The organism is Achromobacter sp. FW305-C-30-7 (assembly GCF_058783105.1).
Genome location: NZ_JBYSYI010000002.1, coordinates 304,309 through 329,786, shown reverse-complemented (window position 1 = coordinate 329,786; position 25,478 = coordinate 304,309). Strand labels below are relative to the sequence as shown.

Sequence of the window (25,478 nt, the reverse complement as noted above, 5' to 3'; positions counted from 1 at the left end):
CCAGGGAGACCTTCCATGAATCCATTTCTTCAATCCGCCGCAGCCCGGCCCGCGCCCCGTGCGCGGTGGCGCAGGCAGCGCTCGCCCGCCGGTTCCGGCGCCCGGCCGCGCCCCTTGCGGCAGGTCCTGGGCGCTTTGCTGGTGACGGCCGGCCTGGGTTTTGCCGCGCCGCTGGCGCACGCGCTCGACGTCAATCAGGCCAATGCCCAGCAGCTCGAGGGCGTGCGCGGCATAGGCCCGCGCATGGCTGAGATCATCGTGAAGGAGCGCGAGCGGGGCGGCAAGTTCGAGTCGCTGAACGACCTGGCTGAACGCGTGCGCGGCATCGGTCCGAAAAAGGCCCAGGCCCTGCAAGAGGCCGGCCTGCTGGTGGGCGGCGCCGGGGCTCAGGCCGGGCCGGGCGAGGCAGCGGCCAAGCCGGCGCAGGTCAGGGCGGCAGCGCCCAAGCCCGAAGCCAAGCCCGAAGCCAGGCCGCCATCCTCCCAGCCCGCGGCCCGCGCCCGGCCCTGACTGCGCCGGTCGGCGCGGGTAGCCCTGGCGGGAGCGCGGCCTTTGGCGCCGCGCGCCGCCGGGCAAGGTTATGATCGTCCGCATGACTACTACCTATCCCACTATCGAGCAAACCGTCGGCAACACGCCGCTGGTGCGCCTGCAGCGCATTCCCGGGGCCGCGGGCGCTGCCCGAGGCAATGTCATCCTGGCCAAGCTGGAGGGTAACAACCCCGCCGGCTCCGTGAAGGACCGTCCGGCCCTGTCGATGATCGCGCGCGCCGAAGAGCGCGGCGACATCAAGCCGGGCGACACCCTCATCGAGGCGACCAGCGGCAATACCGGCATCGCGCTGGCCATGGCGGCCGCCATGCGCGGCTACCGCATGATCCTGATCATGCCGGACAACCTGTCGGTGGAGCGGCGCGCGGCCATGACGGCCTATGGCGCCGAGCTGATCCTGACGCCGGCGGACAAGGGCGGCATGGAATATGCCCGCGACCTGGCTTCCGCCATGCAGGCGGACGGCCGCGGGCTGGTGCTGGACCAGTTCGCCAATCCCGACAACCCGCGCGCTCACATCGAGACCACCGGGCCGGAAATCTGGAACCAGACAGAAGGGCGCGTCACCCACTTCGTGAGCGCCATGGGCACCACGGGCACCATCATGGGCGTGTCGACCTATCTGAAGTCGCGCAACCCGGCGGTGCAGGTAGTGGGCGCGCAGCCTGCCGAAGGATCGTCGATCCCGGGCATACGCAAGTGGCCCGAAGCCTATCTGCCCAAGATCTTCGACCGCAGCCGGGTCGACGCCTACGAATCCATCGAACAGGCGGAAGCCGAACAGATGGCGCGCCGGCTGGCGGCGGAAGAGGGCATCTTCGGCGGGATTTCCTCCGCGGGTGCGCTGGTTGCGGCCCTGCGCGTGGCCGAACGCGTCAACGATGCCACCATCGTGTTCATCGTGTGCGACCGCGGCGACCGCTATCTGTCCACGGGCGTTTTCAACTGAACGCCCGGCTGTAGCCGAACTCAACAAAACCGCCATGCCGGGGCAGCCCGACATGGCGGTTTTTCATTAGAAGGGCGCGGCGGGCGCCCCGGTCTTTTGCCTGCTTACTCGGGCTGGATGCCGGCGTCCTGCATCACTTTGATCCAGCGCTGGCTTTCCGCGAGGTTGAAGGCTTCCGCTTCCTGGGAGCTCATGGCGCTGGGCAGGGTGCCCTGCGATTTCAGCGCTTCCACCACCTTGGGCGATTGCGACGCTTCGATCATGGCCTTGTTCAGCTTGGCGATGATGGGTTGCGGCGTATCCTTGGGCGCCCACATGCCGTACCAGGTGACGATGTCGAAACCGGGCAGGACGCTCTCCGCGATGGTCGGCACATCGGGCAGCTCAGCCAGGCGCGTCTTGGTCGTGACGGCGATCGGGCGGATCTTGCCGCTCTGGATGAGGGGCAAGGCCGGCGCCAGCGGCGCGTACATCAGGTCCACGTGGCCGCCCGCGACGTCGGTCAGGGCCGGGCTGCTGCCGCGGTAGCCGACGTGGGTGATCTTGGCCTTGGTGGAGGTATTGATCAGCTCGCCCGCCAGGTGCGGCAAGGTGGCGACGCCGGGGGAAGCGAAGGTCAGCGAGCCGGGCTGCGCCTGGGCCTGCTTGATCAGTTCGCCGAAGGTCTTGAATTTGGAATTGGGCGGGACGACGGCCACCATCGGCACCGTGCCCAGCACGCCCACCATCTGGAAGTCCTTGATCGGGTCAAAGCTCAGATTCTTGAATTGGGCCGGGTAGATGCCCTGCACCGACGGGTTCATCAGCAAGGTGTAGCCGTCGGCAGGCGCCTTGGCCACCTGGGCGGTACCGATGGTGCCGCTGGCCCCCGCGCGGGTTTCGATCACCAGCGGCTGGCCCAGGATCTCTCCCATCTGCACCGCGATCACGCGGCCGACCACGTCCGTCGGCCCGCCCGCCGCCCACGGCATGATCACGCGGATGGGCTTGTCGGGATAAGCCGCCTGCGCGTAGGCGTTTGCTGCCGGCAACGCTGCCGTGGCGATCGCCGAGCATGCCGCGGCGAGGAAAGTGCGTTTGTTCATCTACTGTCTACTCCTACAAAGGTGAGATTGGCCGAGGGCAGCGCCGCCTGCAGCATCGCCTTGACCTCGGTCAGCTGTTTCCCCGTGGTGGCTTCGTTCTTCAGCATCCGGCTCAGCGGGCCGGCCACCACGATGGCAAAGGGTTGTTCGTATGCCCGGAATCCGAGCGAAATGGACATCACGTCCTCGACGTTTTCGCCCACCGAGCGCTGCCAGCCGCGCGCCACGCCCGCTTCCAGGTCGCGGTCGAAGGCTTCCCGGCTGGTGAGCGTGCTGTCCGTGTAGGCGGCAAATCCGCTGTAGGCCTTGAACCACTTCTGCCGTTCGTCCTGGGACAGCACCGACAGCAGCGCCTTGCCCGAGCTGGTCGCGTGCACCGCCTTGAAGCCGCCGGGCTGATGCGAGAAGCGGATCGTCTGCTTGGATTCCGCGACGATCAGGTACACGACCTTGTCGTCGGCCAGCTTGGCCAGCAAGGCCGTCTCGCCCGTCAGGTCCCGCACCCGGGCCAGCACCGGCTCGATCACCGCGTTGAGCGGGTCGCTATGGCAGATCAGGGTGGCCACGTGGATCAGCTTCTGGGTCGGGTAGTAGCCATGCTTCTTGCCGATTTCATAGAGATAGCCGCGCGCCACCATGGTCTTCAGGAGACCGTGGCAGCTGGAGAGCGGAATTTCCATCTGGGCAGCGATTTCGCTGTACAGCAAGGGCTTCTGCGCCTCGGCGAAGAGGTTCAGCACATCCAGCACACGGCCTGCGGTTTTCACATCCATGATGTTAGTATCCTATACGTGATAAATTTATGTCAAACAGCATTCAATCGACCAGGAGTTGCAAGGCATGAGATGGAACAACCGTCCCGAGGGATCGAACTGGGGAGATTTCGGGCCTGACGACCAGCGAGGTTGCCTGAATTACATCACCCCCGCGAACGTGCTGAGCGGCATGCGGGAAGTCCGCGAAGGACTGAGCTTCTGCCTGTCGCTGCCGCTGGATTACCCGGGCGGCAATGGCGTGAACGTGCGTCGTCATCCGCCCAAGCTGCGGCCTACCGAGAGGGATGGCGACCAGTACCTGAACTTTCCGTTGGGACGCCTGCGTCCCGGCTGCGTCGACGTGCTCAGCGACGACATTGTCGAAATGAGCTTGCAGTACTCGACGCAATGGGATTCGCTGGCCCACGTCGGCGCGCTGTTTGACGCCAATGGCGACGGCCTGCCCGAGCGTGTCTACTACAACGGCTATCGGCCCAACGAGCATGTTGTGGGCCCGGTGGACTACGACGTGGACAATGGCTATGCCAAGACCGACCTGGGGCAGGGGCCGGCCTCCAACGCCAAAAAGCTGGACATCACACAGCTGGCCGAATCGTGCCTGCAGACGCGCGGAGTAATGGTCGATCTGGCGCGCCACTACGGGCGAGAGCAGAAGTCGGTCGGCTATGACGACCTGATGCGCATTCTGGAAGCGGACCGGATCGAGATCGAGCAGGGCGATATCGTGCTGTTCCATACGGAATTCGGCGACGCCCTGCTGGAAAAGAACCGCGAGCCCGACCCCCACACGCTGCACGAAATCTGCGCCGGCCTGGACGGCAGCGACGAGAAGCTACTGCAGTGGATCACCGACTCGAAGGTGGCGGCCATGGCGTCAGACAACCATGCGCTGGAAATCTATCCCACGCAGAAGCCCAATGCCTGCTGCGCCGCATTGCCCTTGCACCACCACTGCATCTTCAAGCTGGGCCTGCCGATAGGCGAGATGTGGTATCTCGGGGCGCTGGCGCGTTGGCTGACGGCCAACGGCCGCAGCCGCTTCCTGCTGACGGCGCCGCCGCTGAACCTGCCTGGCGCCGTGGGTTCGCCCGTGACGCCGGTCGCGACGGTGTAAAGCGGGCCACGGCGTCGGACGCCGCGGCCCAGGGGGCTGTCAGCGGCCCACGCGGGCTTCGATCTCGCTCGCCAGATCCGCCACCGAGGTCGCGTAGAAGTAGCTGCGGTTGTACTTGGTGAGCGCGAAGAAGTTGGGCGTGCCGACGCGGTATTGCGCCGTGCCGCGGGCTTCCTCGACCAGATCGACCACGCCCAGCGGCTGGCTGCCCCAGCCGGCGGCCGAGGCGCCCGGCTGCAGGCGGGCGCCCGCCGCCGTGAGCGTGCCCCAGCTCTGCTTGGGTTCCAGCCCGCCGTCGACCAGCGGTGCAGGATCCGTGGGCAACACCACCGGGGCAAACACCGGCAGGCCGCGCTGCCAGCCGTGCTGCGACAGGAAGCTGCCCACGGACATGATCGCGTCGCGCGTGTTGTTGCTCAGGTCGATATGGCCGTTGTCGTCGCCGTCCACCGCGTAATGCATGACGCTGGTGGGCATGAACTGGGGCATGCCTATGGCGCCGGCGTAGGAGCCGCGCGTTTCCAGGTCCAGTTTGTCCTTCATGACCAGGGTCAGGAAATCCGCCAACTGGCCGCGGAACATGGTGGCGCGCTCGGGCTTGGCCGGGTCCGGATAGTCGAAGGCCAGCGTGGTCAGCGCGTCCAGCACGCGGAAATTGCCCATATTGCGGCCATACAGCGTTTCCACGCCGATGATCGAGGCGATCACGGGCGCCGGGACGCCGAAGCGCTGCGCTGCCTGGTTGAGCAGGTCGCGGTTCTCGTTGTAGAACTCCACGCCCCAGCCGATGCGCTTGGGTTCGACGAAGCGCGAGCGATAGGTCAGCCAGCTGCGCCAGATTTTCTTGCCCGGCGGCGACGGCGCGATCAGGCGCGCGACGGTGGCGTTGTAGCGCGAACCGGCCAGCGCGGCGACCATGGGGTCCAGCGGCAATTGGCGTTCGGTGGCCAGGTTTTCGACAAAGGAACGGACTTCAGGCCGCAGCGCGCCATTGGCGCCCAGCGCGGCGGGACCGTCGTCCGCCAGTTCAGAACCAGGTGTCGGCGCGCTGGGTCCGATGCGAATGGGGGCCGGGGTTGATTCGGCGGCCGGCTGGCCGGCGGCGGTGTTGGTGGTGGCAGAGGGAGCGGTGGTGGAGCAGCCCGCCAGCAGGGCGGAAAGCGTTCCGAGTTGCAGTAAACGCCGACAGATGAACATAATCTTCCTTATGGAGACCATGTATCTTACCCACCCGGCATGCCGCTTGCATGAAATGGGCAGTTGGCATCCCGAAAGCCCCCAGAGGCTGGACGCCATTTCAGACCAGTTGCTTGCCAGCGGATTGATGCCCTACCTGGATGACCGCCAGGCGCCGCAGGCATCCCGCCATGACATATTGCGGGTGCACACTGTCCAGTATCTGAACAGTTTGCGCGAACATTTGCCGGAGCAAGGGTATTTCCCTATCGATCCGGATACCCTGATGAATCCCCACACCTACGAGGCTGCCCTCTACGCGGCGGGCGCGGGCGTGGCGGCGGTGGATGCCGTGATGGGGGGGGAAGCCCGTACGGCGTTCTGCGCGGTGCGGCCTCCCGGGCATCACGCCTGCCGTTCCCAGGCCATGGGATTCTGCTTTCTGAACAACGTCGCCATTGCAGCGCAACATGCACTGGACTTCCACGGCCTGTCGCGTGTGGCCATCGTCGATTTCGATGTGCACCACGGCAATGGCACCGAAGACATCTTCGCTGGCGACGATCGGGTGCTGATGTGCAGCTTCTTCCAGCATCCCTTTTTTCCAAACAGCGGCACCGAGAATCCCGCCTCGAACATGCTGAACGTGCCGGTGGCCGCCTATACCGGAGGGGCCGCGGTCAAGACTATCGTGACGGATACCTGGCTGCCTGCGCTGGAGGCGCACCGCCCCGAACTGATTCTGGTGTCGGCGGGTTTCGACGCGCACCGCGAGGACGACATGGGCCAGATGGGCCTGGTCGAGGCCGACTACGCCTGGATAACCGAACAGCTCGTGGAGGTGGCCGAGCGCCACTGCCAGGGGCGGATCGTCAGCACGCTCGAGGGCGGTTACAACCTGTCAGCCCTGGGCCGCAGCGTGGTTGCGCATATACGAGCGCTTGCGAAGCTGTAGAATCAAGAAAAAATTGTGCAATGCGATCCCGGCGCATGCCGGGTAATTATTTTCCATTTGGAGGCAGCGGGATGAAGGTATTGGTACCTGTCAAGCGCGTCGTTGACTACAACGTCAAGGTGCGCGTCAAGTCTGATCAAACCGGCGTGGATATCGCCAATGTGAAGATGTCCATGAACCCCTTTGACGAAATTGCCGTCGAGGAAGCGACCCGCCTGAAGGAGAAGGGCGCGGTGGCCGAGGTCGTGGCGGTTTCTTGCGGCGTTGCGCAGTGCCAGGAAACGCTGCGCACGGCCATGGCCATCGGCGCCGACCGCGGCGTGCTGGTCCAGACCGATGCCGAACTGCAGCCGCTGGCCGTGGCCAAGCTGTTGAAGGCGCTGGTCGACAAGGAACAGCCGCAGCTGGTGATCCTGGGCAAGCAAGCCATCGACGACGACGCCAACCAGACCGGCCAGATGCTGGCCGCGCTGCTGGACTGGCCGCAAGCCACGTTCGCCAGCAAGGTCGAGCTGGCCGACGGCAAGGTGACGGTCACGCGCGAAGTCGACGGCGGCCTGGAAACGCTGACCTTGAAGCTGCCGGCCATTGTCACCACCGACCTGCGCCTGAACGAGCCGCGCTACGTCACGCTGCCCAACATCATGAAGGCCAAGAAGAAGCAACTGGACACCGTCACGCCGGAAGAGCTGGGTGTGGACGCCGCGCCGCGCCTGAAGACGCTGAAGGTCAGCGAGCCGCCCGCCCGCAAGGCCGGCATCAAGGTGGCCGATGTCGCGGCCCTGGTGGACAAACTCAAGAACGAAGCGAAGGTGGTCTGAACATGACGACGCTGGTTATTGCCGAACACGATAACGCCCAGCTCAAGGGCGCAACCCTGAACGCCGTCGCCGCCGCCGCCAAGATCGGAGGCGACGTGCACGTGCTGGTCGCCGGCGCCAACGCGCGCGCCGTGGCCGACCAGGCCGCCGCCGCCGCAGGCGTCTCCAAGGTCCTGCTGGCCGACGCGCCGCAACTGGCCGACGGCCTGGCCGAGAACGTCGCCGCCCAGGTGCTGGCGGTGGCCTCGGGCTACAGCCACATCCTGTTCCCGGCGACCGCCTCGGGCAAGAACGTGGCCCCGCGCGTGGCTGCCAAGTTGGACGTGGCACAGATCTCCGACATCATCGGCGTGGAATCCGCCGACACCTTCCAGCGCCCGATCTACGCCGGCAACGCGATTGCCACGGTGCAGTCGGCCGACGCCGTCAAGGTCATCACTGTGCGCACCACCGGCTTTGACGCCGTGGCCGCGCAGGGCGGTTCCGCCGCGGTGGAGGAAATCGCCGCCGTCGCCGATTCGGGGCTGTCCACCTTCGTGGGCCGCGAAGTCGCCAAGAGCGACCGTCCGGAGCTGGCCGGCGCGCGCGTCGTCGTCTCCGGCGGCCGCGGCCTGGGCAGCGCCGAGAACTTCAAGATCCTGGATCCGCTGGCCGACAAGCTGGGCGCGGCACTCGGCGCCTCGCGCGCCGCGGTCGACGCCGGCTACGCGCCTAACGACTGGCAAGTCGGTCAAACCGGCAAGATCGTCGCGCCGCAGCTGTATGTGGCGGTTGGTATCTCGGGTGCCATCCAGCACTTGGCCGGCATGAAGGATTCGAAGGTCATCGTGGCCATCAACAAGGATCCGGAAGCGCCGATCTTCGGCGTGGCCGATTATGGCCTGGTGGGCGATCTGTTCCAGGTCGTGCCTGAACTGACCGGCGCGCTGTAAGTCTTATCGCGCTGCAGTATTGAAGGCCCGCCAGCTTCGCGCTGGCGGGCTTTTTTATTTTTGACGCCAGGACCACACATCATTTGATTTCAATATCCCAAATCTTTTGATTTCTCGAAAGATTCTGATAATGTGTTCCGCGCGCAGCTAGATTCGCGCAAGTGCTCGACCTGTACAGAACGAAGGAGATTCGGGATGGAATGGTTCTTTGACACTCTGCGAAAATATCCGGAACTTGCGATATTCCTTACCCTGGGTGTTGGGTACTGGATAGGCGCCAAGAAGATCTTCGGATTCAATCTGGGAGCCGTGACCGGCACGCTGCTGGTCGGCGTGCTGGTGGGACAGCTCAATATCACGATCGCTCCCGTCCTCAAGCAGGTCTTCTTCCTGCTCTTCCTGTTCGGTCTGGGTTACGGCGTCGGACCGCAGTTCTTCCGAGGGATGAAAAGCGATGGCCTTCCCCAGGTCATCTTTGCCGTCATTATTTGCGTGATCTGCCTGTTGGTGACATGGGCGACAGCCGTAGGCTTCGGCTTCGATGCCGGCACCGGCGCGGGCCTGTTGTCAGGGGCCCAAACCATTTCCGCGGTCATGGGCGTGGCGACGGACACCATCAACGGTTTGGGCATAGACGCAGCCACCAAAAAGAAATGGATCGACAGCATTCCTGTCGCCTACGCGGTCTGCTACATCTTCGGCACGGTCGGAAGCGCCTGGATCCTGGCATCCCTGGGCCCGAAGCTGATGCGCGTGGACATCGTGAAGGAGTGCCAGGAATACGAAGCCAAGATGTCCGGCGGCGCCGACTCGATGGAACTGTCGGGCTATCGCAAGTTCATTGCGCGCGCCTACAAGCTGGACCGCGAGGAATTTGTCGGCAAGACGGTGGGAGATCTGGAGTCCCGCTTCGTCGAGGCTCGAGTGTTCGTGGAACGCATCCGGCGCGGCGACCAGATCATCGACAGCGATGCCAAGACGGTGCTGCAGCAGGGCGACATACTGGGCGTGACCGGCAGGCATGACGCGCTGGTCACCCAGGCCGCTGGCATCATCGGCACCGAGGTCGAGGACCGCGACCTGATCAGCATGCCCGCCGAGGTCGTCGAGGTCGTGCTGACCAACAAGAACATCGCCGGCAAGACCATCAAGGAAATCGCGGACAGCGAAGCCGGCCGCGAACTGGGACGCGGCGTGTTCCTGCGCAAGGTCGTGCGCGGCGGCCACGACATGCCGGTCAACTGGGGCCTGAAGCTGGACCGCGGCGATCGCCTGTTCGTACTGGGCGCCAAGCGCGACGTTGAGCGCGTGGTCGGCCGGCTGGGCTACGTGGACCGCGCCACCAGCCAGACCGACATGGTCTTCGTCGGTTTCGGCATCCTGCTCGGCGGCCTGTTCGGTTCGCTGGTGCTGACCGTGGGCGGCGTTCCCGTCACCTTGTCGACCTCCGGCGGCGCGCTGATTTCCGGCCTGATCTTCGGCTATCTGCGCTCGGTGCATCCGACCTTCGGCCGGGTGCCGGAACCGGTGCACTGGTTCCTGACATCGGTGGGGCTGACGACGTTCGTTGCGGTCGTGGGCATATCTTCAGGGCCGGGATTCGTGCTGGGCTTCCAGCAATTGGGCGCCAAGCTCTTCATCGCGGGCATCATCGCCACCAGCGTTCCGATGATCGTGGGCGTGTACATTGCGCGGTACGTATTCAAGTTCCATCCCGCCATTGCGTTGGGAGTCTGCGCCGGAGCCCGGACCACCACCGCGGCCATCGGCCAGATCACCGAAACGGCGAAGAGCCAGGTGCCCGCACTGGGCTACACGGTTCCCTACGCCATCGGCAATACCCTGCTCATCATCTGGGGGATTGTCATCGTCATGCTCATGTCCTAGCAGAACGCCCCGCAAGCCCCGCGCTTGTGGGGCGTTTTGCAAGCGCGCCGGCCCGGCCGGCGACGCTCAGCGCCTGTCACCACGCAAACCAGGAGTACTGAACAATGGCTTCCACCGCGCCTCTCACCGTCAGCCTGGCCTCGGCCTTGAAAACTACCCGTTCGCGCCAACGCGACCTCGAACAGCTTTCTCCGTTTGAACTGAAGGACTACCTGATCACGCTGGCCAAGGACAACCAGCACACCGCCGCCATCACCATGTTGAACGCCGGCCGCGGCAATCCGAACTGGATCGCCACCGAACCGCGCGACGCCTTCTTCCTGATGGGCCAGTTCGCCATGAAGGAAGCCCGCCGCGTGCGCGACGAGTCCATTCTGGCGGGCATGCCGGCCAGGAAGGGCTGCGCCGATCGGATGCGCAAATTCCTGTCCAAGCACAAAGGCATGGACGGCTACGATTTCCTGGTCGGCGTGCTGGAGTACGGCGTCAAGGTCAAGGGCTTCGATCCCGACGCATGGGTCCATGAATTGACCGACAGCATCATCGGCGACAACTATCCCGTGCCGCCGCGCGCGCTGGTCCATCTTGAACAGATCGTGCACGATTACCTGATCAAGGAAATGTGCGACGGCCGTCCGCCCAAGGGCAAGTTCGACCTGTTCCCGGTCGAAGGCGGCACGGCGGCCATGTGCTACATCTTTGATTCGCTGATGCAGAACGGCCTGCTGAAGCAAGGCGACACCATCGCGCTGTTCCTGCCCACCTTCACGCCCTACATCGAGATCTCGCATCTGGAGCGCTTCCAGTTCAAGATCGTCCCGATCAACGCCAGCAGCCTGCGGGCCGACGGCACCCATGATTGGCACTATCCGGCGTCTGAAATCGCCAAGCTGGAAAATCCCAAGATCAAGCTGGCGGTCACGGTCAACCCCAGCAACCCGCCGTCGGTGGCGTTCAGCCCGGTCGAGATGAAGCAGATCGTGCGCCTCATCCGCAAGAACCCGGACCTGGTGCTGGTGACGGACGACGTGTATGGCACCTTCGTGCCGAACTTCCGCTCTCTGATGGCTGAAGTGCCGCACAACACCATATGCGTGTACTCGTTCTCCAAGAACTTCGGCTGCACGGGATGGCGCCTGGGCGTGATCGCGACCCATGAAAAGAACACCATGGACCGCCGCATCGCCGAACTGCCGGCGTCCTGGAAGCAGCGCCTGAACAAGCGCTACGGCGCCATGACGATGGAGCCCGAAAAGCTCAAGTTCATCGACCGGCTGGTGGCCGACAGTCGCAATGTCGCGCTGAACCACACCGCAGGCCTGTCCCTGCCGCAGCAGGTGCAGATGGGCTTTTTCGCGCTGTCGCATCTGATGGACCTGAAGGACTCCTACAAGCACCTGACGATGAAGATCGTGCGCGCGCGGCGCGATGCGCTGTGGCGCGGCCTGGGCATCCCCATGCCGCCCGAAGATCCGATGCGCGCCTGGTACTACGTCGAGCTGGATTTCATGGTCTGGGCCAAGATCACGTATGGCGAGGCGTTCTGCAAGTACATGATGTCCAACTATGAGCCGGTCGACTTCCTGTTCCGCCTGGCCGAGAAATCCGGCGTGGTGCTGATGGACGGTGGCGGCTTCGGCGGCCCGCCGTGGTCGATCCGTGTCTCGCTGGCGAATCTGGACGATGGCGATTACGCCAAGATCGGCAAGCACATGGTCGAAGCTGCGACCGAATACGTCGAGGCATGGAAGGCCGGCGAGCTGGTGCGTTCGGGCCCGACGGCCGGCAAGGGCCAGACCACGAAGGCGCCCGCAGCCAAGCGCAAGGCGGGCAAGACCGCGGTTGCCAAAAAAGCCGTCAAGAAAGCGGTGAAGAAGGCCGACGTGGCGGTGAAGTCCGTCAAGAAGGCCGCCGCGCGAAAGTAGGCAGGTCAGGCAGCAACCTCCAGGGCGACATGACGACATGACTTGCACCGTCGGGTTTTTCAATAGCGTTCCCATCGCAGTGCTGTTCGTGACGGTGGGTTTGGGATACCTGATCGGCAAGCTCAAAGTCGGGCCGATCCAGCTGGGCGGCGTGTGCGGAACACTCATCGTCGCCCTGCTGATCGGCCAGACGGGTTGCCAGATGCGCGGCGACCTGAAGGAAGTCGCGTTCGCCCTGTTCATTTTTGCAATGGGGTATTCGGGCGGGCCGCAGTTCTTCGCCAACCTGAACCGTTCCAGTCTGCGCTACATCGCGCTGCCCCTCATCGAAGCCTTGCTGGTGCTGACCATCGTGCTGTCGGCAGTGCCGCTGTTCGGCCTGGACGCGGGGACGGCGGCGGGTCTTGCGGCGGGCGCGGCTACCGAATCGGCCGTGGTCGGGACCGCTGCCGAGGCGCTCAAGCACCTGGGCCTGGCGGACGCCGAGGTCCAGCGCATGGAAGCCAATATTGCCACGGCCTATACGCTGACCTACCTGGTGGGTCTGATCAGCATTGTGTTCTTCACCAGCCAGATCGCGCCGGCGCTGTTGCGCATGAATCTGCGCGAGGCCTCCAAGGCGTTGGAGGAAAAGCTGGGCGTCGCCGGGGGCGAGGGCGAGGACGCGAACATGCCCACCTTGCCGCGGCTCGTGGGACGCTCGCACGTGGTCAAGGACGCCGATGGCAAAAGCGTGGCCGAAGTGGAGTCCGCGCTGGGCGGGCGCACGGTCATCAGCCGCATCCTGCGCAATGGCGAGGCGGTGGACGCCACGCCCGAGGACATGTTGGCCACGGGCGATATCGTGGTGGTGCTGGGCTTGCGCCGCTTCGCGCTGCGTGCGGGTTCCGTCATCGGACCCGAAATCCAGTTGCCGGAAGCGCATGCCGACGATCTGCAACTCAGCGAGCTGGCCGTCATCGTCAACAAGAAGACGGTCAACGGCCATACCGTCGGGGAACTGGCGAAGCGGCCGAACGCCCGCCGGGCGCGCGGCGTCTTCCTGCAATCCATTGTGCGCTCGGGCCACTCCTTGCCGATCACGCTATCCACGGTGGTGCAGTATGGCGACCTGGTCACGCTGGTCGGCGCCGAGCCCGAATTGTCGGAAGCCGGTGCGGCCCTGGGCAACGAACTGCGGCGCAGCGGCGTGACCGACCTGGTGTTTCTGGCTTTCGGCATCCTCGCGGGCCTGATGATAGGCAGCCTGAGCGCACGGCTCTGGGGCATACCCGTGTCGCTGGGCAGCGGCGGCGGGGCGCTGGTCAGTGGCCTGGTCTGCGGCTGGATCAACGCCAAGCGGCCGGCGATAGGGCATATGCCGGACCATGCCGTGCAGTTGTTGAAGGACCTGGGGCTGGCGGTGTTCGTGGCCTGCGTCGGACTGTCGGCGGGACCCGAGGCCATTGCCTTGATCCGTGAACATGGCGCGGTGCTGCCGCTTATCGGCCTGCTGGTTTCGTTGGGGCCGGCCTGCCTGTCGCTTTGGCTGGGCCACAAGATCCTGAAGATCGAAGGGCCCCTGCTGGTCGGCGCCATCGCCGGCCAGCATGTCAGCACCCCGGCCATTAGCGCCATCCTGACGTCCAGCGGCAGTTCCGTGCCGCTGCTGGGCTACACGGTGACCTACGCCATCGCCAACGTGCTGTTGCCGGTGCTGGGGCCGATCATCGTGTCGCTGGCGCATCATTTGGCCTAGCGCGAGCCTTGTTGTAGCAGCGCGCATCCCTGCCAGGTCTGATCGTCGATCAGGCGCTTTATTTCGTCCTTGCACAGATCGATGACCCGGCTTACCGCCGGCGTGGGAGGCAGACTCTCGCTGGCGCAGAGCACCAGTTCACGCGACAGGGTTTCGTCCAGCGCGTGCGCCACGATCGATCCGTCCGCGATTTCAGGTTGGGCTGCCGAGGACGGCAGTATCGTAGCCGCCATTCCGCTGCGCACCGCCGGAACAAGGATCGCCGACGTGCTCGCTTCGGCGAACAGATTGCAGGTCAGGCCTGCCGTCAGGAAGGCATGGTCGAGGCGCGCGCGCAGGGTATTGGGCAGGCTGGGCAGGACGAGCGGCAAGGCGGCGAAGTCCGCAATGGCCAGGGTACGGCGCGGCAGCGTCACGCTGGCGTGGGCCAGCAAGAACAGGTTTTCCCGCAGCAGCGGCGTGCGCAGCAGGCCCTGGATAGGCTGCTGGTCCGGCGACAGAGAAAAATCAATGCGCCCCTGCAGAACCAGCTTGGTCAGGTCCGCGCTGGGCACGTCGACGATTTCCAGCACCACCGAGGGCAGTTCCGCCTTGGCGCGGCGCATCAGCGGCAAGGCCAGCATGCGGGCGGTGCTGGAGGCCAGCCCGATCGATACCGTGCCGGTGACCTGATCCGTGGTCTTGGAGAGCAGGCTGCGGGTGCTGTCGACCTGACGCAGAATGGTTTGCGCATGCCGGTACAGCAGCAGGCCTTCGGCGGTGGGCTGCGCGCCCTTGACGCCGCGCACCAGCAACGAGACGCCCAGGCTTTCCTCCAGCAGCGCCATCTGTTGGCTCAGCGCCGGCTGCGCGACGTGCAGGCTTGCCGCTGCGCGGGTCATGTTGCGCATTTCAACGACACGGACGAAGTACTTGAGTTGGCGCAGATTCATTGAATAAGAGAATCTTATGGATAGATCGGAAAATAGTATTTTCGGCGCTCTCGAGGTGCTGCCTAGAATGGGCTTCGCATCAAGGGAGAACGAAAATGAGTCTGCCGTTGGCAGGGTTGAAAGTGCTGGATCTGACCCGAGCGCTCTCCGGACCGTTCTGCACAATGATTCTCGGAGACCTGGGCGCTGAAGTCGTCAAGGTGGAGCCCATGCCGGCGGGCGAAATGGCGCGGCAATGGGGTCCCTTCGAAGAAGATATAAGTGTTTATTATCTTAGTGCCAATCGTAGCAAGCAAGGCATAGGCGTGGACTTCCGCAAGCCGGAGGGACTGGCGCTGCTGCGCAGAATGGCCCTGGCGTCCGACATCGTGGTCGAGAACTTCAAGGTCGGAACCATGGATGCGATGGGCCTGGGTTACGAGGCGCTGGCGCAGGAACAGCCGGGGCTGATCATGGCGTCGATCTCCGGTTTCGGCAGCAAGGGGCCGGCGCGGGACTGGGCAGGCTTTGACCAGGTCGCGCAAGGCTACTCCGGCTTCATGAGCCTGACGGGCTCGCCGGAGTCGGGGCCGATGCGAGTGGGCGTGGCCGTGGGCGACTTGACCGCAGGCATGTGGCTGACGATAGGGATCCTGTCCGCCGTCGCGCAGCGTTCGTCGACCGGACGTGGGCAGCATGTGGAAACGTCGCTGCTGGCTGGACTCATGGCCTTGCTCAGCGTCCAGGGCCAGCGCTACCTCAGCAAGGGGGAAATCCCCGAACCTTGCGGCAACGTGCATCCGGTCATCGCGCCCTACGGTACTTTCGAGACCGCGGACGGGCCGCTCAATATGGCGCCGGCGACCCAGGCGATGTGGGTCAAGCTCTGCAGCATACTCGGGCTCTCCCATCTGGTGTCCGACGAGCGCTTCCTCACCAACGCGGAGCGCATGCAGCACCGCTATGCGTTGAAGCAGGAGCTGGAGGCCGGCCTCCAGTGCAAGACGCGCATGGAGTGGACTGCGCTGATGATCGAAGGCGGCATTCCCGCCGGGCCCATTAATACCCTGGAAGACGTGTTCGCCGATGCGCAGGTGCAGGCCTGCGGACTGGTGCGCTCCCTGGACCACCCCCTGCTGGGCGAACTGCGGCAGGTGGACCTGCCCCTGGGCCTGAGCGCTGCGGGCACGGCAAGCCGCCGCGCCCCGCCTGTCTTCGGCCAGCACACGCGTGAAGTGTTCGCGCGCTACGGGATGGCGGATGCCGAGATCGATCGCCTGTTGGCGGACGGGGTGGCGCATCAGGCGGAGGTCTACGCATGACGGCGCCTTCCGATACACCCAGCTTGTCCATTGACGGACACGTTGCCACCGTCCGCCTGCGCAGGCCTGGCCATGCCAACCGGCTCGGTCCCCAGGACTTGGCTGTTCTCAGGGAGCATTTGGACCGGGTCAATGCGGACGACGCGGTCAGGGTGCTGCGCTTCCAGTCCGAGGGCAAGTATTTCTGCAGCGGCTATGACATTTCGTCCCTGGCGTCGGACCAGGCGCCCAGCTCTCTCTATTTTGGCCAGACCATGGACCTGATCGAGGCGGCGCGGCCAGTGACGATAGCGGCGGTCCAGGGCGGGGCCTATGGCGGCGGCACCGACCTGTGCCTGGCCTGCGATTTCCGCATCGGCACGCCGCAGGCGGATATGTTCATGCCGGCCACGCGGCTGGGCCTGCATTTCTACGCTGGCGGCATGTCGCGCTATGTGGCGCGGCTTGGCCTGGATCAGGCCAAGCGGCTGTTCCTGACCGCGGAAAAGCTCCAGGCCGACGAAATGCTGCGCATCGGATTCCTGACCGAACTGGTGCCCGAGGAGACGCTGGCGGCGCGGCTGGACGCCTTGAGCGCGCAGATAGCAGCGATGGCGCCGATCCCGCTGTTCGGCGTCAAGGCGCACCTGAACCGCATCGCGCGGGGCGAACTCGATCTGGCCGGAATCGAACAGGCGGTATTGCGTTCCGAGCGGTCGCATGACCTGGCTGAAGGCGCGGCGGCCTGGAAGGAGAAGCGCGCGCCGCATTTCACCGGCTGCTGACGCAGCCGGCGCATGAGCAGAGAGCCGCAGCACAAGCGGCTCCGATTCCACCAAAGGAGACACCGATGAAACCCGCTATCGCCGCCTGCGGCGCCGTACTTGCCGCTGTTGCCACTTTGTCCGCGATGCCCGGAGGAGCGCACGCGGCCGCTCCTTACCCCTCCAAGCCCTTGACGCTGGTGATCGGATTTCCGCCTGGCGGCGGGGCGGATCAGGTGGGCCGCGTCTATGCGAACGCACTTGCCAGGCAGTTGAAGCAGCCGGTCGTCATCGAAAACCGTCCTGGCGCAGGATCGACCATCGGCGCCAGCCTCGCCGCACGCGCCGCCGCCGATGGCTACACGCTGTACCTGGGCAATTCCAGCGTCATGGGCAGCGACAGCGCGCTGTACAAGGTGGATTACACGCCGGACAGCTTCGTGCCCGTGGCGCAGCTGACCACCGGTCCCATGGTGCTGATTGCGAACGCCAAGCTGGGGCTGAAAGACGTGCAGGACCTGATCGACCGGGCCAAGAGCAAGCCGGGGTCCATCAACGTCGCGTCGTCCGGCAACGGCGTCATCACGCACCTGGCGGCGGTCGAGTTCATGACGCTCTCCGGGGTGAAGCTGATGCATATTCCCTTCAAGGGAGGGGCCGCAGCGGCGCAATCCGTGGCAGCGGGCGACACCGACGTCTCGTTCGCCACGGCGCCGTCGGCCAAGTCGGTGATCGACACCGGCAAGGTGGTGGCGCTGGCGGTCACGTCCGGCCAGCCCTCCCGGCTGTTGCCCTATCCTCCCATTTCGCAGACCGTGCCCGGCTATGACCTCTCCAACTGGTGGGGCATCTTCGCTCCCAAGGGCACGCAGGCGGAAGTGCTGGAGACGCTGTTCAAGGCCAGCAATGAGGTGCTGGCTCAGCCCGACGTGCAGCAGGGCATGGCCGCCGGCTATGAAGAAGTGACGCCGTCCGCGTCCCTGGCCGCGTTCGGGGACTATGCCCGCAAGGAAGGAGGCAAGGGTTTAAGATTGGCCAAAGAAAGCCTAGAGACTGCCAATTGATGGAGACACCATGCCCTACGTAACCCCGCTGCAGGACTTCCGCTTCGCCTTGAACGAGCTGGCCGGACTCGGCGAAGTCCTGAAGCTCCCCGGCTTCGAAGAGGTCACGCCGGATCTGGTGGACGCCATCCTGGAAGAAAACGGCCGCTTCGTCGAACAGGCCGTGGCGCCGCTGAACGTGCTGGGCGACACGCAGCCACCGGTCTGGAAAGACGGCCAGGTCACCACCACGCCGGGCTATGCGCAGGGTTTCAGGGACTACGCGGCGGGCGGCTGGCAGGGCTTGCAGCATCCCGTGGCCTGGGGCGGGCAGGGGCTGCCCAAGCTGGTTGCGGCGGCGCCGGGCGAGAACATCCAGGCGGCCAGCCTGGCGTTTTCCTTGTGTCCCATGCTGACGGACGGCGTGATCGAAGCCCTGCTCACGGTCGGATCCGAAGCGCAGCGCAAGCAGTACGTGCCGCAACTGATCGGCGGCAAATGGACCGGCACGATGAACCTGACCGAGCCGCAGGCCGGTTCGGACCTGGCCCAGGTCGCGACCCGCGCGGTGAAGCAGGCTGACGGCAGCTACCGGCTGAGCGGCCAGAAAATCTTCATCACCTATGGCGACCACGACCTGGCCGAGAACATCATCCATCTGGTGCTGGCGCGCACCCCGGACGCGCCCGCCGGGGTGAAGGGCATCTCGCTTTTCATCGTGCCCAAGTTCCTGGTTCAGGCCGACGGCAGCCTGGGCAAGCGCAACGACGTCTGGTGCGCGTCGCTGGAGCACAAGCTGGGCATCCACGGCAGCCCCACCGCCGTGTTGCTGTACGGCTCGGGCAAGGGCGAAGTGGGCGAGGGCGCCATCGGCTATCTGGTCGGCGAACAGAACCGCGGCCTGGAATACATGTTCATCATGATGAATGCCGCCCGCTATTCGGTGGGGCAGCAGGGTATAGCCGTGTCGGAGCGGGCCTGCCAGCACGCGCTGGCCTATGCGCGCGAGCGCGTACAGGGGCGGGCGGTCGAAGGCTCCGCCGCTGCCGTGGCCATCGTGCGCCATCCCGACGTACAGCGCATGCTGATGACCATGAAGGCGCTGACCGAGGCGGCGCGCGCCGTGTCCTATGTGACGGCGGCAGCGCATGACAAGGGCACGCATCATCCCGATCCGGAGCAGCGCTCGCGCAACCGGGCCTTCTATGAATACATGGTGCCCATCGTCAAGGGCTTTTCGACCGAGACTGCGGTAGAGGTCGCATCCTTGGGCCTGCAGGTGCATGGCGGCATGGGCTACATCGAGGAAACCGGGGCGGCGCAGTACTACCGCGACGCACGCATCCTGCCCATCTACGAGGGCACGACCGCGATCCAGGCCAACGACCTGGTCAGCCGCAAGACGCAGCGCGACGGCGGCGCCACTGCCCATGCCGCGATCGCGGCGATGCGGGAGACGTTGCGCGCCGTGGAGACCGAGGCGAAGCGCGCGTCCGCGGGCGAGCAGGAGGGGCTGCGCCTGCTGCGCGACAACCTGGACAGCGCAATCCAGGCCTACGAGGCCGGCGTGGCCTTCATCCTGGAACAATCGCCGACCAATATCAGGGCGGTCTATTCCAGCAGCGTGCCTTATCTGATGCTGGCCGGGGTGGTGCACGGCGGCTGGCAGATGGCGCGGGCCGTGCTGGCCTGCCGGCGCCACCTGGCGGCCGGGTCCACCGATCCGTTCCACACAGCCAAGCTGGCGACTGGATTGTTCTACGGCGCCCACATCCTGCCGCGGGCGCTGGCCCTGTCGGCCGCGGTGCGGGCGGGAGTGGTGGCGGACGCCTGCGGCGCCAGCTTGAATATTGCATAAGGTTATATGACTTGCGTATTTCCCCAGCTGCAGGTTTGATGGAAGAATCGTTTCACAGGCGCTACCTTGCGCCAAGAAACGCTGTTCTGCGCCGCCTGCCGCGACGGGCGGCCAGCCCCTCACCTGCATCCGCACACAGGAGACACCATGAGTCATCTACGCCTGGGCGACACCGCCCCTGATTTCGAACAGGAATCCTCGGCTGGACCGATCCGCTTCCATGAGTATCTGGGTAACAGCTGGGGTGTGCTTTTCTCGCACCCGGCCGATTTCACGCCCGTCTGCACCACCGAACTGGGCTACACCGCCAAGCTGGCCGACGAGTTCGCCAAGCGCAACGTGAAGGTGCTGGCGCTGTCAGTGGACGGCACTGATTCGCATACCAAGTGGATCGAGGACATCAACGACACGCAGTCCACCAGGGTCAACTTCCCGATCCTGGCCGACAAGGACCGCAAGGTGTCCGAGCTCTACGACATGATCCACCCGAACGCCAACGCCACGCTGACGGTGCGTTCGGTGTTCATCATCGACCCCAACAAGAAGGTGCGCCTGACCATCACGTATCCGGCCAGCACCGGCCGCAACTTCAACGAAATCCTGCGAGTCATCGACTCCCTGCAACTGACCGACAGCCACAGCGTTGCCACGCCGGTGAATTGGGAAGATGGCGACGACGTAATCATCGTTCCGTCGCTGCAGGACGAGGCCGTGATCAAGCAGAAATTCCCCAAGGGCTACAAGGCCGTGCGCCCCTATCTGCGCATCACGCCGCAGCCGAATAAGTAAATTCGGAAACCGCAGGGGCTGGTCCCCGTTCGAAACCGCCGCCTGCCCTTTGGGGAGGCGGCGGTTTTTCATTGGGGCGCGCGTGGGGGCAGGGCAGATTCCCATTGCTGGGACGCCGGTCCTATATGCCTGCGAGCGATGAGCAACCAAATAATGATTCGTTCCGTTCAGAACGCCCAGCCAGCACACTTGCTCCCACATTGCCGAACACAGGGAGCATGGGATGTCTTTCAGGAAAGCCGGTTGGTTGGCCGCCTTGGCCGCAGTGACGATGTCGTTTGCCGCGATCGCGCCGGCGCAGGCGCAGCAGAAGCAGACGCTCCTGAACGTCTCGTATGACCCGACCCGCGAGCTGTATCGCGCGATCGACGACGCGTTCATCAAGCAATACAAGGAAAAGGCCAACGTCGACCTGACCATCCGCCAATCGCACGGCGGTTCCGGCCGCCAGGCGCGCTCCGTCATCGACGGCCTGGAAGCCGACGTGGTGACCCTGGCGCTGGCCTACGACATCGACGCCGTCGCCGACCGCGGGCTGCTGCCTGCCGACTGGCAGGCCCGCCTGCCGCAGAACAGTTCGCCCTATACCTCCACCATCGTGTTCCTGGTGCGCAAGGGCAACCCCAAGCAGATCAAGGACTGGGACGACCTGGTCAAGGACGGCGTACAGGTCATCACGCCCAATCCCAAGACCTCGGGCGGGGCGCGCTGGAACTACCTGGCGGCCTGGGCCTACGCGCTGGAGAAGAACGGCGGCAGCGAGGATAAGGCCCGCGCCTTCGTCGGCGACCTGCTCAAGCACGTGCCGGTGCTGGATACCGGCGCGCGCGGCGCCACCACCACCTTCGTGGAGCGCGGCGTGGGCGACGTGCTGCTGGCCTGGGAAAACGAAGCCTTCCTGGCGCTGGAAGAGCTGGGTCCGGACAAGTTCGACATCGTGGTGCCGTCGCTGTCCATCCTGGCTGAACCGCCGGTGGCCGTAGTCGACAAGGTCGTGGACAAGAAGGGCACCCGCGCTGCGGCGCAGGCCTACCTGGAATTCCTCTACACGCCCGCCGCGCAGGAAATCATTGCCAGGAACTACTACCGGCCCATCGACAAGACCGTGGCCGCCAAGTACGAAAGCAAGTTCCCCAAGGTCAAGCTCGTGACCATCGACGACCAGATCTTCGGCGGCTGGCGCAAGGCGCAGAAGGATCACTTCAGCGACGGCGGCACCTTCGACCAGATCTATCTGCCGCAAAAGAAATAAGCACATCACGATCGGACGATGGCCATGACTACAGCCTCGAACCCGGCGGCAAGCGGCGCGCAAGCGCCTTTTGCCTTTCGGCGCAACAGCCCGGGCGTGCTGCCCGGATTCGGCATCTCGATGGGTTACGCGGTGCTGTACCTCAGCATTCTCGTGCTCATCCCGCTGGCGGCCTTGCCGATCAAGAGCGCGGGACTGGGCTGGCAGGGCTTCTGGGACACCGTGACCGCGCCGCGCGTCGTGGCTTCGTACCAGCTGACCTTCGGCGCATCGCTGATCGCGGCGCTGGTGAATCTGGTGTTCGGCACGGTGGTGGCCTGGGTGCTGGTGCGCTACCGTTTCCCGGGCAAAAAAATCCTGGACGCGCTGGTGGACCTGCCGTTCGCGCTGCCGACGGCGGTGGCCGGCATTGCGCTGACCTCGCTGTATTCGCAGAAGGGCTGGCTGGGCGGGCCGCTGGCCGACTGGTTCGGCTGGAAGGTGGCGTTCACGCCGCTGGGCATCGTCATTGCGCTGATCTTCATCGGCGTGCCGTTCGTGGTGCGCACGGTGCAGCCCGTGCTGGAAGACGTGGAGCGCGAGATCGAGGAGGCCGCGGCCAGCCTGGGCGCCAACCGCTGGCAGACCATACGCCGGGTATTGCTGCCCATCATCATGCCGGCCCTGATGACTGGCTTCGCGCTGGCCTTTGCGCGCGCGGTGGGCGAGTACGGCTCGGTGGTGTTCATCGCGGGCAATATGCCCATGGTGTCCGAGATCACGCCGCTCTTGATCATCGCCAAGCTCGAGGAATTCGACTACGCCGGCGCCGCCGCCATCGCCACGGTGATGCTGGCGCTTTCCTTCGCGTTGCTGCTCGTCATCAATCTGCTGCAGGGCTGGCAGGCCCGCCGTAACCTCGGGAGGCTCGCATGAGCGCCGCGGACCGTCCCGCCCATCTGACCGAGCCGCGCTGGGTGCGCGGCGTGCTGCTCTTCGTCGCGCTGGGATTCCTGGCGCTGTTCCTGCTGGTGCCGCTGGCGGCGGTATTCGTCGAGGCCTTCAAGAAGGGCTGGCAGCTGTACCTGGACGCCATTGTCGAACCGGACGCGCTCGCGGCCATCCGCCTGACGCTGCTGGTCGCGGCTATCGCGCTGCCGGTGAATCTGGTGTTCGGCGTGGCAGCGGCCTGGGCAATCACCAAGTTCCAGTTTCGCGGCAAGCAGTTCCTGATCACCTTGATCGACTTGCCGTTCTCGGTGTCGCCGGTGGTGGCCGGCCTGGTGTTCGTGCTGCTGTTCGGCACCCAGGGCTGGTTTGGCGGCTGGCTGCAGGAGCACGACATCAAGATCGTCTACGCGGTGCCGGGCATCGTGCTGGCCTCGCTCTTCGTGACCTTTCCTTTCGTGGCGCGCGAACTGATCCCGCTGATGCAGGCGCAGGGCAGCGAGGAAGAGCAGGCCGCGCTGACCCTGGGCGCGAGCGGCTGGCAGATCTTCTGGCGCGTGACGCTGCCCAACATCAAGTGGGGCCTCTTGTACGGCGCCATCCTGTGCAACGCGCGTGCCATGGGCGAATTCGGCGCGGTGTCGGTGGTGTCCGGGCAGATTCGCGGCCTGACCAACACCATGACTTTGCACGTCGAGATTCTCTACAACGAATACCAGTATTCCGCGGCGTTCGCCGTGGCGTCGTTGCTGGCCCTGCTGGCGTTGGTGACGCTGGTGGCCAAGAACGTCGTCGAATGGCGCAACGCGCGCTTACAGCAAGCCGCCGACCTGCCGGTCGAGTATCCCGGCCAGCCGGCCGCCATCAAGCCGGCCCTGGCCTGACGCGGCGGCCTGCAAGGAGACCAAGCATGAGTATCGAAGTCCGCAATCTATCCAAGCGCTTCGGCCAGTTCCGCGCGCTGAACGACGTTTCGCTGCATATTGAAACGGGTGAACTGGTCGCGTTGCTGGGCCCATCGGGCTGCGGCAAGACGACGTTGCTGCGCATCATCGCGGGGCTGGAATCGGCCGATTCCGGCAGCGTGCTGTTTGCCGGCGAAGATGCCACCGCGGTGGACGTGCGCCAGCGCCAGGTTGGTTTCGTGTTCCAGCACTATGCGTTGTTCAAGCACATGACGGTGTTCGAGAACGTGGCCTTCGGCCTGCGCGTCAAGCATCGTTCACAGCGCCCCTCGGAAGACGTGATCCAGCGCAAGGTGCATGACTTGCTGGGACTGGTGCAGCTGGACTGGCTGGCCGACCGTTATCCGGCGCAGCTCTCCGGCGGCCAGCGCCAGCGCATCGCGCTGGCGCGCGCGCTGGCCGTGGAGCCGCGGGTGCTGCTGCTGGACGAGCCCTTCGGCGCGTTGGACGCCAAGGTGCGCAAGGAATTGCGGCGCTGGCTGCGCCGTCTGCACGACGAGCTGCACGTGGCCAGCGTGTTCGTCACCCATGACCAGGAAGAAGCGCTGGAAGTGTCGGACCGCGTGGTGCTGATGAATTCGGGCCGCGTCGAGCAGGTCGGCACGCCGCGCGAGGTCTGGGAAGAACCTGCCACGCCGTTCGTGTACGGCTTTCTGGGCGACGTGAACCAGCTGCAGGGCTTTGCCACGCGCGGCGTCTGGAACGGTGCCGGCCTGTCCTTGCCCGCGCCGGAGCTGGCCCAGGCCGAAGCCCAGCGCGCCACCGCCTACGTGCGGCCGCACGAGTTCGACGTCGAGCGCTATCGCGCCGGCGCGGACGGCATTCCGGTGCGCCTGGCACACGCCTTCCTCGCCGGTCCCAGCGCCTACCTGGAGCTGGCCAGCGAGGATTCCGACGCCATCATCGAAGCCGAGGTGCCCGAGTCCCTATACCGGGAACTGGGCCTGCGCGATGGCGAAATCCTGTTGGCGCGTCCGCGGCGGGCGCGCATTTTCGCGACGCAATCATGAGCGCTACTGATCTCTCTCTTGAACTCGAGGCGGGCCTCGCGGCGCGCTGGCGCGACCTGGGCTTGCGGCTGGCCGACGTGCAGCGGCGTTACCCGGACGCCGCGCTGGCCTCCTCGCTGGCGGCCGAGGACATGCTGCTGACGCACGCCATCTACAGCGCCGGCCTGGACCTGGAAGTCTTCACGCTGGACACGGGCCGGCTGCATGCCGAAACGCTGGGCGTGCTGGACGCCGTGCGCGAACGCTATGGCCGCGAGGTCACCGTGTACCGGCCGGTGGCGGCCGCCGTCGAACAGCACGTCGCCGAGCACGGCGCCTACGCCTTCTACGAAAGCGTGGAACTGCGCAAGGCCTGTTGCCAGATTCGCAAGGTCGAGCCGCTCAAGCGCGCGCTCGCGGGACGCGGCGCCTGGATCACCGGACAGCGGCGGGCGCAATCCACCACCCGTGGCGAATTGCCGCTGGAAGAGGACGACAGCACCTTCGGCCTCTACAAGTTCAACCCGCTGGCGGAATGGAGCGAGGACGAGGTCTGGTCCGCCATCCGCGCCTTGGGCATTCCCTACAACCCGCTGCATGACCAGGGCTACCCGTCCATAGGCTGCGAACCCTGTACGCGTGCCATCCGGCCTGGCGAGGACCTCAGGGCGGGGCGTTGGTGGTGGGAGTCGTCGGACTCCAAGGAATGCGGCCTGCATGCGGGCAACCGGGTCATCAGCATCGCGGCGCGCGCCGATTGATGCGGCCC

At 65.3% G+C, this 25,478-nt stretch carries 23 protein-coding genes; 19 read left to right on the top strand and 4 right to left on the bottom strand.

Translation table 11 applies throughout. The features are described 5' to 3' along the window. The first annotated feature begins 15 nt into the window (after positions 1 to 15). Both AC3WOB_RS08530 and cysM read left to right on the top strand, forming a co-directional pair. Complete coding sequence (locus tag AC3WOB_RS08530; RefSeq protein ID WP_013392399.1) at positions 16 to 510, top strand: ComEA family DNA-binding protein; 495 nt, start codon at positions 16 to 18, stop codon at positions 508 to 510. Positions 511 to 592: 82 nt separating this feature from the next. After that, positions 593 to 1,501: a cysteine synthase CysM gene (cysM, locus tag AC3WOB_RS08525; protein WP_041655288.1), complete on the top strand. Its 909-nt coding sequence runs from the start codon at positions 593 to 595 to the stop codon at positions 1,499 to 1,501. Positions 1,502 to 1,605: 104 nt separating this feature from the next. Here cysM and AC3WOB_RS08520 read toward each other — a convergent pair whose 3' ends face one another. Continuing rightward, positions 1,606 to 2,586 (bottom strand): Bug family tripartite tricarboxylate transporter substrate binding protein, encoded by a 981-nt coding sequence (locus AC3WOB_RS08520; protein ID WP_013392401.1) that lies wholly within the window; start codon positions 2,584 to 2,586, stop codon positions 1,606 to 1,608. Continuing rightward, positions 2,583 to 3,359 (bottom strand): IclR family transcriptional regulator, encoded by a 777-nt coding sequence (locus AC3WOB_RS08515; protein ID WP_013392402.1) that lies wholly within the window; start codon positions 3,357 to 3,359, stop codon positions 2,583 to 2,585. Before AC3WOB_RS08515 ends, AC3WOB_RS08520 begins: the two co-directional genes overlap by 4 nt. Positions 3,360 to 3,426: 67 nt before the next feature. On the opposite strand from AC3WOB_RS08515, the gene AC3WOB_RS08510 reads away from it, so the two are divergent. Further along, the gene (locus AC3WOB_RS08510; protein WP_013392403.1) at positions 3,427 to 4,476 is read left to right on the top strand and encodes a cyclase family protein; all 1,050 of its coding nucleotides are present in this window, start codon (positions 3,427 to 3,429) and stop codon (positions 4,474 to 4,476) included. 39 nt (positions 4,477 to 4,515) lie between these two features. Here the strand turns inward: AC3WOB_RS08510 and mltB are convergent, their stop codons facing one another. After that, positions 4,516 to 5,673, bottom strand: coding sequence for a lytic murein transglycosylase B (mltB, locus tag AC3WOB_RS08505; RefSeq protein WP_013392404.1), 1,158 nt, complete (start codon positions 5,671 to 5,673; stop codon positions 4,516 to 4,518). Positions 5,674 to 5,683: 10 nt separating this feature from the next. Here mltB and AC3WOB_RS08500 point away from each other — a divergent pair, with 10 nt between their 5' ends. The 6 genes from AC3WOB_RS08500 to aspT (AC3WOB_RS08475) all read left to right on the top strand — a co-directional run bounded on the left by AC3WOB_RS08500 (position 5,684) and on the right by aspT (AC3WOB_RS08475) (position 13,910). Further along, positions 5,684 to 6,607 carry a histone deacetylase family protein gene (locus AC3WOB_RS08500; RefSeq protein ID WP_080551048.1) on the top strand — a complete coding sequence of 308 codons (924 nt, stop codon included), beginning with the start codon at positions 5,684 to 5,686 and terminating at the stop codon, positions 6,605 to 6,607. Positions 6,608 to 6,678: 71 nt separating this feature from the next. After that, a complete protein-coding gene (locus tag AC3WOB_RS08495; protein WP_013392406.1) occupies positions 6,679 to 7,428 on the top strand; it encodes an electron transfer flavoprotein subunit beta/FixA family protein in 750 nt (249 codons plus the stop codon). 2 nt (positions 7,429 to 7,430) lie between these two features. Continuing rightward, positions 7,431 to 8,360: an electron transfer flavoprotein subunit alpha/FixB family protein gene (locus tag AC3WOB_RS08490; protein WP_013392407.1), complete on the top strand. Its 930-nt coding sequence runs from the start codon at positions 7,431 to 7,433 to the stop codon at positions 8,358 to 8,360. A gap of 195 nt (positions 8,361 to 8,555) precedes the next feature. Further along, positions 8,556 to 10,247: an aspartate-alanine antiporter gene (gene aspT, locus AC3WOB_RS08485; RefSeq protein WP_013392408.1), complete on the top strand. Its 1,692-nt coding sequence runs from the start codon at positions 8,556 to 8,558 to the stop codon at positions 10,245 to 10,247. 104 nt (positions 10,248 to 10,351) lie between these two features. Further along, complete coding sequence (locus AC3WOB_RS08480) at positions 10,352 to 12,172, top strand: bifunctional aspartate transaminase/aspartate 4-decarboxylase (RefSeq protein ID WP_013392409.1); 1,821 nt, start codon at positions 10,352 to 10,354, stop codon at positions 12,170 to 12,172. Between the two features lie 37 nt (positions 12,173 to 12,209). Then, the gene (gene aspT, locus AC3WOB_RS08475; protein WP_013392410.1) at positions 12,210 to 13,910 is read left to right on the top strand and encodes an aspartate-alanine antiporter; all 1,701 of its coding nucleotides are present in this window, start codon (positions 12,210 to 12,212) and stop codon (positions 13,908 to 13,910) included. On the opposite strand, the gene AC3WOB_RS08470 is transcribed toward aspT (AC3WOB_RS08475), so the two are convergent. Then, positions 13,907 to 14,842, bottom strand: coding sequence for a LysR substrate-binding domain-containing protein (locus AC3WOB_RS08470; RefSeq protein WP_013392411.1), 936 nt, complete (start codon positions 14,840 to 14,842; stop codon positions 13,907 to 13,909). The two genes, aspT (AC3WOB_RS08475) and AC3WOB_RS08470, sit on opposite strands and share 4 nt — an antisense overlap. Before the next feature lie 95 nt (positions 14,843 to 14,937). Here AC3WOB_RS08470 and AC3WOB_RS08465 point away from each other — a divergent pair, with 95 nt between their 5' ends. The 10 genes from AC3WOB_RS08465 (at position 14,938) to AC3WOB_RS08420 (ending at position 25,470) form a co-directional block, all read left to right on the top strand. Continuing rightward, on the top strand, positions 14,938 to 16,143 hold the full coding sequence (locus tag AC3WOB_RS08465) for a CaiB/BaiF CoA transferase family protein (RefSeq protein ID WP_492274744.1): 1,206 nt from the start codon (positions 14,938 to 14,940) through the stop codon (positions 16,141 to 16,143). Beyond that, positions 16,140 to 16,907: an enoyl-CoA hydratase/isomerase family protein gene (locus AC3WOB_RS08460; protein WP_492274743.1), complete on the top strand. Its 768-nt coding sequence runs from the start codon at positions 16,140 to 16,142 to the stop codon at positions 16,905 to 16,907. The genes AC3WOB_RS08465 and AC3WOB_RS08460 overlap by 4 nt, the downstream gene beginning before the upstream one ends. 65 nt (positions 16,908 to 16,972) lie before the next feature. Beyond that, positions 16,973 to 17,950, top strand: a complete 978-nt coding sequence (locus tag AC3WOB_RS08455; RefSeq protein ID WP_492274742.1) for a tripartite tricarboxylate transporter substrate-binding protein — start codon at positions 16,973 to 16,975, stop codon at positions 17,948 to 17,950. A gap of 10 nt (positions 17,951 to 17,960) precedes the next feature. Next, the gene (locus AC3WOB_RS08450; protein WP_492274741.1) at positions 17,961 to 19,787 is read left to right on the top strand and encodes an acyl-CoA dehydrogenase; all 1,827 of its coding nucleotides are present in this window, start codon (positions 17,961 to 17,963) and stop codon (positions 19,785 to 19,787) included. 147 nt (positions 19,788 to 19,934) lie between these two features. Next, entirely contained in the window at positions 19,935 to 20,576 is a 642-nt protein-coding gene (locus AC3WOB_RS08445) for a peroxiredoxin (RefSeq protein WP_013392416.1), read from the top strand. A gap of 271 nt (positions 20,577 to 20,847) precedes the next feature. Then, complete coding sequence (locus tag AC3WOB_RS08440; RefSeq protein WP_492274957.1) at positions 20,848 to 21,828, top strand: sulfate ABC transporter substrate-binding protein; 981 nt, start codon at positions 20,848 to 20,850, stop codon at positions 21,826 to 21,828. 24 nt (positions 21,829 to 21,852) lie between these two features. Further along, positions 21,853 to 22,743: a sulfate ABC transporter permease subunit CysT gene (cysT, locus tag AC3WOB_RS08435; RefSeq protein WP_041655295.1), complete on the top strand. Its 891-nt coding sequence runs from the start codon at positions 21,853 to 21,855 to the stop codon at positions 22,741 to 22,743. After that, positions 22,740 to 23,639, top strand: coding sequence for a sulfate ABC transporter permease subunit CysW (gene cysW, locus AC3WOB_RS08430; RefSeq protein ID WP_492274740.1), 900 nt, complete (start codon positions 22,740 to 22,742; stop codon positions 23,637 to 23,639). The genes cysT and cysW overlap by 4 nt, the downstream gene beginning before the upstream one ends. Positions 23,640 to 23,665: 26 nt before the next feature. Then, on the top strand, positions 23,666 to 24,730 hold the full coding sequence (locus AC3WOB_RS08425) for a sulfate/molybdate ABC transporter ATP-binding protein (protein ID WP_013392420.1): 1,065 nt from the start codon (positions 23,666 to 23,668) through the stop codon (positions 24,728 to 24,730). Then, on the top strand, positions 24,727 to 25,470 hold the full coding sequence (locus tag AC3WOB_RS08420; protein WP_492274739.1) for a phosphoadenylyl-sulfate reductase: 744 nt from the start codon (positions 24,727 to 24,729) through the stop codon (positions 25,468 to 25,470). The genes AC3WOB_RS08425 and AC3WOB_RS08420 overlap by 4 nt, the downstream gene beginning before the upstream one ends. Positions 25,471 to 25,478 lie beyond the last annotated feature (8 nt).

Excerpts from the sequence above, each read along its gene's own strand:
- cysW (WP_492274740.1), top strand. The coding sequence starts at position 22,740 with ATGAGCGCCGCGGACCGTCCCGCCCATCTGACCGAGCCGCGCTGGGTG.
- AC3WOB_RS08500 (WP_080551048.1), top strand. The coding sequence starts at position 5,684 with ATGGAGACCATGTATCTTACCCACCCGGCATGCCGCTTGCATGAAATG.
- AC3WOB_RS08490 (WP_013392407.1), top strand. The coding sequence starts at position 7,431 with ATGACGACGCTGGTTATTGCCGAACACGATAACGCCCAGCTCAAGGGC.
- AC3WOB_RS08480 (WP_013392409.1), top strand. The coding sequence starts at position 10,352 with ATGGCTTCCACCGCGCCTCTCACCGTCAGCCTGGCCTCGGCCTTGAAA.
- AC3WOB_RS08515 (WP_013392402.1), bottom strand. The coding sequence starts at position 3,359 with ATGGATGTGAAAACCGCAGGCCGTGTGCTGGATGTGCTGAACCTCTTC.
- aspT (WP_013392410.1), top strand. The coding sequence starts at position 12,210 with ATGACTTGCACCGTCGGGTTTTTCAATAGCGTTCCCATCGCAGTGCTG.
- mltB (WP_013392404.1), bottom strand. The coding sequence starts at position 5,673 with ATGTTCATCTGTCGGCGTTTACTGCAACTCGGAACGCTTTCCGCCCTG.
- AC3WOB_RS08445 (WP_013392416.1), top strand. The coding sequence starts at position 19,935 with ATGAGTCATCTACGCCTGGGCGACACCGCCCCTGATTTCGAACAGGAA.
- AC3WOB_RS08420 (WP_492274739.1), top strand. The coding sequence starts at position 24,727 with ATGAGCGCTACTGATCTCTCTCTTGAACTCGAGGCGGGCCTCGCGGCG.
- cysT (WP_041655295.1), top strand. The coding sequence starts at position 21,853 with ATGACTACAGCCTCGAACCCGGCGGCAAGCGGCGCGCAAGCGCCTTTT.
- AC3WOB_RS08425 (WP_013392420.1), top strand. The coding sequence starts at position 23,666 with ATGAGTATCGAAGTCCGCAATCTATCCAAGCGCTTCGGCCAGTTCCGC.
- AC3WOB_RS08455 (WP_492274742.1), top strand. The coding sequence starts at position 16,973 with ATGAAACCCGCTATCGCCGCCTGCGGCGCCGTACTTGCCGCTGTTGCC.
- AC3WOB_RS08530 (WP_013392399.1), top strand. The coding sequence starts at position 16 with ATGAATCCATTTCTTCAATCCGCCGCAGCCCGGCCCGCGCCCCGTGCG.
- AC3WOB_RS08460 (WP_492274743.1), top strand. The coding sequence starts at position 16,140 with ATGACGGCGCCTTCCGATACACCCAGCTTGTCCATTGACGGACACGTT.
- AC3WOB_RS08465 (WP_492274744.1), top strand. The coding sequence starts at position 14,938 with ATGAGTCTGCCGTTGGCAGGGTTGAAAGTGCTGGATCTGACCCGAGCG.
- AC3WOB_RS08495 (WP_013392406.1), top strand. The coding sequence starts at position 6,679 with ATGAAGGTATTGGTACCTGTCAAGCGCGTCGTTGACTACAACGTCAAG.
- AC3WOB_RS08510 (WP_013392403.1), top strand. The coding sequence starts at position 3,427 with ATGAGATGGAACAACCGTCCCGAGGGATCGAACTGGGGAGATTTCGGG.
- AC3WOB_RS08520 (WP_013392401.1), bottom strand. The coding sequence starts at position 2,586 with ATGAACAAACGCACTTTCCTCGCCGCGGCATGCTCGGCGATCGCCACG.
- aspT (WP_013392408.1), top strand. The coding sequence starts at position 8,556 with ATGGAATGGTTCTTTGACACTCTGCGAAAATATCCGGAACTTGCGATA.
- AC3WOB_RS08440 (WP_492274957.1), top strand. The coding sequence starts at position 20,848 with ATGTCGTTTGCCGCGATCGCGCCGGCGCAGGCGCAGCAGAAGCAGACG.
- AC3WOB_RS08470 (WP_013392411.1), bottom strand. The coding sequence starts at position 14,842 with ATGAATCTGCGCCAACTCAAGTACTTCGTCCGTGTCGTTGAAATGCGC.
- cysM (WP_041655288.1), top strand. The coding sequence starts at position 593 with ATGACTACTACCTATCCCACTATCGAGCAAACCGTCGGCAACACGCCG.
- AC3WOB_RS08450 (WP_492274741.1), top strand. The coding sequence starts at position 17,961 with ATGCCCTACGTAACCCCGCTGCAGGACTTCCGCTTCGCCTTGAACGAG.